The organism is Burkholderia sp. Tr-862, from assembly GCF_011753085.1.
Taxonomy (GTDB): Bacteria; Pseudomonadota; Gammaproteobacteria; order Burkholderiales; family Burkholderiaceae; genus Burkholderia; species Burkholderia ambifaria.
The window spans coordinates 1-5,302 of sequence record NZ_VWWG01000273.1 but is presented as its reverse complement, the minus strand read 5'-3'; the positions used below and the strand labels follow the sequence as shown (position 1 = coordinate 5,302).

Below are 5,302 nucleotides of genomic sequence, written 5' to 3'. Positions count from 1 at the left end.
GCATGGCGCCACGGCGACGCGTCGAGCGCCTGCAGAACGGCCGGCCGCGGGCCCGTCCACGGCGCGGCCCAGTCGGCCGCGAGCGGATCGAAATCGTCGCCGAGCGCGAGATCGCGCGCGAGCGCGGCGATCAGCCCCGCGCGTTCGCCCTTGCCGTCGCCGACCGGAAAGCGTGCAAGCGCGAGCAGCGTATCGCGCCGCTGACGGTCGATCGGCGACGCGCCGAACACGTGCAGCCCGTCGCGAATCTGCGCTTCCTTCAATTCGCACAGCCACGCGTCGACGCGCGTGAGCAGCGCGTCCTCGTCGCCGGCGTCGCGCGGCGGCGACACGCTCAGCTCGTCATGCAGCCGGTGTTCGGCGATCGTCGCGAGGATCGTCTTGCGCAGCAGCTTCGCGCGCCGCGCATCGACCATCAGCGCTTCGTAGTATTCGTCGACCTGCCGTTCGAGATCTTGCAGCGGGCCGTAGTTTTCCGCGCGCGTGAGCGGCGGCATCAGGTGATCGATGATCACGGCCTGCGCGCGGCGCTTCGCCTGGCTGCCCTCGCCCGGATCGTTGACGATGAACGGATACAGGTGCGGCAGCGGCCCGAGCGTCAGGTCCGGCCAGCACGCGTCGGACAGCGCGACGCTCTTGCCCGGCAGCCATTCGAGGTTGCCGTGCTTGCCGAGGTGGATGACCGCGTCGATGCCGAACGCATCGCGCAGCCAGAAATAGAACGCGAGGTACGCGTGCGGCGGCACGAGGTCCGCGTCGTGGTAGCTCGCATAGTCGTTCTCGCCGCGCGAACGCGACGGCTGGATGCCGACGAACACATTGCCCGCGCGCCAGCCCGCGATCGGGAAGCGCCCCTGGCGCAGCGTCGGGTCCGCGTCGGGCGGCCCCCAGCGCTCGTTCAGCGCATCGCGCACGGCGGCCGGCAGCCGCGCGAAATGCGCGACGTAGTCGGCCAGCGCGAAACTCTGGAACGCGGGGCGCAGTGCGCGCACGGCCGGGTCGTTGGTCACGCCTTCGGTGAGCCGTGCGATGAGCGCGTCGCCGTCGGCCGGCAGGTCGGCCACCGTATAGCCCGCGTCGCGCAGCGCCGCGAGCACGCGCAGCGCGGACGCCGGCGTATCGAGCCCGACGCCGTTGCCGATCCGCCCTTCGCTTTGCGGATAGTTCGCGAGAATCAGCGCGATGCGCTTGTCGGCGTTGTCGAGCGTGCGCAGCCGGCACCAGCCGCGCGCGAGCGCCGCGACGAACGCGATGCGTTCGGCGTCCGGCTGGTAGCGCACGACGTCGACTTCGGTGTGCGGACACCGATACGCGAGCCCCTTGAAGCTTACCGCGCGCGTGACGATGCGCCCGTCGACTTCAGGCAGCGCGATGTGCATCGCGATGTCGCGCGCGTGCAGCCCCTGGTTGTCGGCCACCCATGCGTCGCGGTTGCCGCCGGACAGGATCACCTGCAGCACCGGCGCGTCGCCGGCGAGCACGTCGGGCTCGGGGCTGTCGATCGCGCCGGCCGCGAAGGCCGTGGTGTTCAGCACGAGCGCGACGCCATGCGTGTTGCAGAGCTGCGTGATGACCTCGCGGCTCACCGCGTCCTTCAGCGACGTGACCGCGATCGGCAGCGGATTGAGCCCTTCGCGTACGAGCGCATCGGCCAGCGCGTCGAACACGGCCGTGTTCGCGGCCTGCCAGTGCGCGCGATAGAACAGGATCGCGACCACGGGTGCGCCGGGCGTCCAGCGCGCTCGCCAGTCGTCGACGCTCGCCGGGTCGCGCGCCGGGTGATACAGCGCGGCGGCCGGCAGCGGGCGCGGCGGCTCGGGTTCGTCGCCGAAGCCGAGCGTATGAAATGCGATGCTGCGCAGCAGCGCTTCGGCGTTGTGCATCCCGCCGTCGCGCAGGTAGCGCCACCACAGCCGGCACAGCGCCGGTGCGACCGTGCTCTTCGCGACGAGGTTCGGGTCTTCCTGCAGGTCGCCCGAGAACATCGCGAGCTGCTGCTTGCGCTTGGACGCCAGCGACACGGCCTGTTCGATCCCGTACGGCCAGTACGCTTCGCCGCCGAGATGATCGATCACGACCGTCTTCGCATGACGCAGCACGTCGTCGACATAGAAATCGACCGACGCCGGCTGCCGCAGGAACGTGACGTTCGCGAGCCGCACGCTCGGAAAGCCGGCCGGCAGCTTCGGCACGACGCTGGCCAGCAGCGACAAGGTCGTATCGGCCGAACTCAGGATCACGATGTCGGCCGGCTGCTGGTCGATCCGGACGACGCCCTGCGTATCGTCGACGAAGCCGCCCGGCGTGGTGCGCAGCAGATGCATCGCGCGTTACGCCTGCTGCGTCTGGGCCGCGCACGCGGCCTCGAACGCGCGCTGCAGTTCGGCCGCGTCGAGATCCTCGCCGATCAGCACGAAGCGGCTCGCGCGCGTTTCGCCGTCCTGCCAGCGACGGTCGAAATAGCTGTCGAAGCGGCGGCCGACACCCTGGATCACGAGCCGCATCGGCGCATCGGGCAGCGCCGCGAAACCTTTCGCGCGATAGATCGTGTGCGTCTCGACGACGCGCTGCAGCGCGGCGATCGTCGCTTCGCGCGAGCCTGCGTCGCCCGACACCACCACCGAATCGAAATCGTCGTGATGGTGGTCGTGATCGCCGTCGTCGGCCGAGCCGTGATGGTCGTGCCGCAGGTGGATCGTTTCCTCCGACGCCGATTGGAGCCCGAGCAGCATCGCGAGATCCAGTTCGCCGCGCGTCGCGCGCACGATCTTCACCTGCGGCGGGATCTCTTCGCGGATCGCGGCTTCGACTTCGGCGAACTGCGCGTCGGCGACCAGGTCGGCCTTGTTCACGATCACGAGATCGGCGGACGACAGCTGGTCGGCGAACAGTTCGTGCAGCGGCGATTCGTGATCGAGATTCGGATCGGCGCGGCGCTGCGCGTCGACGGCCTGCGGGTTCTCGGCGAACTGGCCGCTCGCGGCGGCCGGCCCGTCGACGACGGTCACGACCGCGTCGACCGTGAAGCTGTTGCGGATCGTCGGCCAGTTGAAGGCCTGCACGAGCGGCTTCGGCAGCGCGAGGCCCGACGTCTCGATCAGCACGTGGTCGATGTCGGCGCGGCGCTCCACGAGCGCTTCCATCACCGGATAGAACTCTTCCTGCACGGTGCAGCACAGGCAGCCGTTCGCGAGTTCGTACAGCTGGCCCGACGCTTCGCCCTGCGCGTCCTCCGTATCGTCGCAGCCGATGCCGCAGCCCTTGAGGATTTCGCCGTCGATGCCGAGCTCGCCGAATTCGTTGACGATCACCGCAATGCGGCGGCCTTCCGCGTGCTGCAGGATGTGGCGCATCAGCGTGGTCTTGCCGCTGCCGAGAAAGCCCGTGACGATCGTGACGGGAAGCTTGCGTAGGGTCATGGTAGGTCCTGTGGCGAAAATGGAATCAGGCCGGGATCGTCGCGTCGAATGCGGCGCGGCATGTCGTCGGGCGGATCGCGGGGGTGGCGCGGCGCAGTCCGGCCGGACGGCCGCACGACGCACGGAACGACGAATCGGACATGACGCTTCCTTGTGAACGGTCGGCATGGTCAATGCCGGCACGGCTGCCGCCTGCCCTGCCCGCGCCGCCTGCCGTTCGTCGCGCCGGCCCGGCGCGGCGCGGCGCGCGTGCGGCGGCGGGCGGATTGGCGGAGGAAGCGGGAAACGCTCGGGTGTCCGGCATGCTGCGGCCGTGGACGATGCGCCGCCTCCCCGCGGCGCTGAACCCCAATGTTTCGGCCGGTATCCGGGCTGACGAACACGCCGCTTCGCCTTCCCGGATGCGCGGCATCCAGTGGCGGTCGTCCGCATGCGGCAGGCATGCGGCGAAGCGGCGCTGCGTCGCGCTGGGCGCGATGCGTTCGCTTACCGTTGCGGGGGCAGCACAGGTTGGCTCGACTGCGGCGCAGGCAGGCTCCCTGTTTCCCGTTTAACTGCGCGCGCCGGAGGAGCGCGCGCGAGCACCAAAACGCGTGCGAGTGTAGGCGGCGGTGCGGGGAGCGTCAAGGTGAAACGGGCCGCCGCGGGGTGTCCGGCATGGCCGCGGCAGCGCGCCCGGTGCCACGTCGGGGGCCACCCCAGGCGCCCGCGCGGCGGGTTCGCGCGGGCCGGGCGCTGTGCTATCGTATGCGCCGCGTTCGGTGCTCGCGCGCGCTCCTCCGGCGCGCGCAGTTAAACGGGAAACAGGAGGCGGAAGTCCGCCCGGCCTGTGCTGTCCCCGCAACGGTACGCCGCCCGCGCGTCGCGGTTCCCCGCACGCGCCCAGGCCGCCCGCGATGCCACTGCCCTTCAGCGGGCGGGAAGGCTGCGGCCTGGCAAGCGGCCAGCCCGGATACCGGCCGACGCAAGGGGCGAGCCCGCTGCTCGCCGAACGCCCGATCCGCGGGGGACGGATGGGGTGCGCTTTCCGCCCGCGCTCGCGCGGGCTTCGCTCGATCCGTCATGCATTGCCTGTCCGCCGGCCGCCGATGTGCCGCTCGCTGTCCCCTTTCCACTGCCACGACACGGTGCGCGCCGTGCCGCGTCCGATGAGCCGCGCATGGCTCGTCGGCGCCGGCCCCGGCGACGCCGATCTGCTGACGCTGAAGGCCGTGCGCGCGATCGCCGCGGCCGACGTGCTGCTCGTCGACGATCTCGTGAACCCCGACGTGCTGCGCCACGCGCGCGTCGACGCACTGATCGAGCACGTCGGCAAGCGCGGCGGCCATGCGTCGACGCCGCAGGAAACGATCGTCGCCGCGATGCTCGCGCATCTGCGCGCGGGTCGCAGCGTCGCGCGGCTCAAGGGCGGCGATCCGTTCGTGTTCGGCCGCGGCGGCGAAGAATTGCTCGCGCTCGGCGCGGCCGGGTTCCCGGTCGAGGTCGTGAACGGCATCACGGCCGGTATCGCCGCCCCGGCCGCGCTCGGCATTCCGGTCACGCATCGCGGCGACGCGCAGGGCGTGATCTTCGTCACGGGCCACGGCGCGGGCGCGGACGAACCCGACTGGCGCGCGCTGGCCGCGACGCGGATGACGATCGTGATCTATATGGGCATTCGCCGGCTCGACGCGATCGCGGCCGCGCTGCGTGACGGCGGCGTGGCCGGCGACACGCCGTGCGCGGCGATCGAGAACGCGACGCGTGACGGGCAGCGGCACGTGCTCGCGACGCTCGACACGATCGTCGAACGCGTGGGCGCGACCGGTATCGGTTCGCCCGCGATCGTCGTGATCGGCCGCGTCGCGGCGCTCGCCGACGATCCCGCGGTGCGCGCGGCGCTT

Annotated in this window: 3 protein-coding genes and 2 riboswitches; of the genes, 1 reads left to right on the top strand and 2 read right to left on the bottom strand. The window is 71.2% G+C overall.

What is annotated here, in order from left to right; all coding sequences use genetic code 11:
- Positions 1-2,324, bottom strand: a 2,324-nt coding sequence (cobN, locus tag F3J14_RS33485) for a cobaltochelatase subunit CobN (protein WP_166726557.1), incomplete at its 3' end; no start/stop codon positions are given.
- A gap of 6 nt (positions 2,325-2,330) precedes the next feature.
- Positions 2,331-3,419 (bottom strand): cobalamin biosynthesis protein CobW, encoded by a 1,089-nt coding sequence (gene cobW / locus F3J14_RS33480; RefSeq protein ID WP_166726554.1) that lies wholly within the window; start codon positions 3,417-3,419, stop codon positions 2,331-2,333.
- Positions 3,420-3,759: 340 nt separating this feature from the next.
- Positions 3,760-4,023: riboswitch (cobalamin riboswitch) on the bottom strand.
- Positions 4,024-4,211: 188 nt separating this feature from the next.
- Positions 4,212-4,377, top strand: a riboswitch (cobalamin riboswitch).
- Between the two features lie 190 nt (positions 4,378-4,567).
- Between cobW and cobA the strand changes: the two genes are divergently transcribed.
- Positions 4,568-5,302, top strand: a 735-nt coding sequence (gene cobA, locus F3J14_RS33475) for a uroporphyrinogen-III C-methyltransferase (protein WP_166726552.1), incomplete at its 3' end; no start/stop codon positions are given.

Coding starts and splice junctions, on each gene's coding strand:
- cobW (WP_166726554.1), bottom strand. CDS start 3,419: ATGACCCTACGCAAGCTTCCCGTCACGATCGTCACGGGCTTTCTCGGC.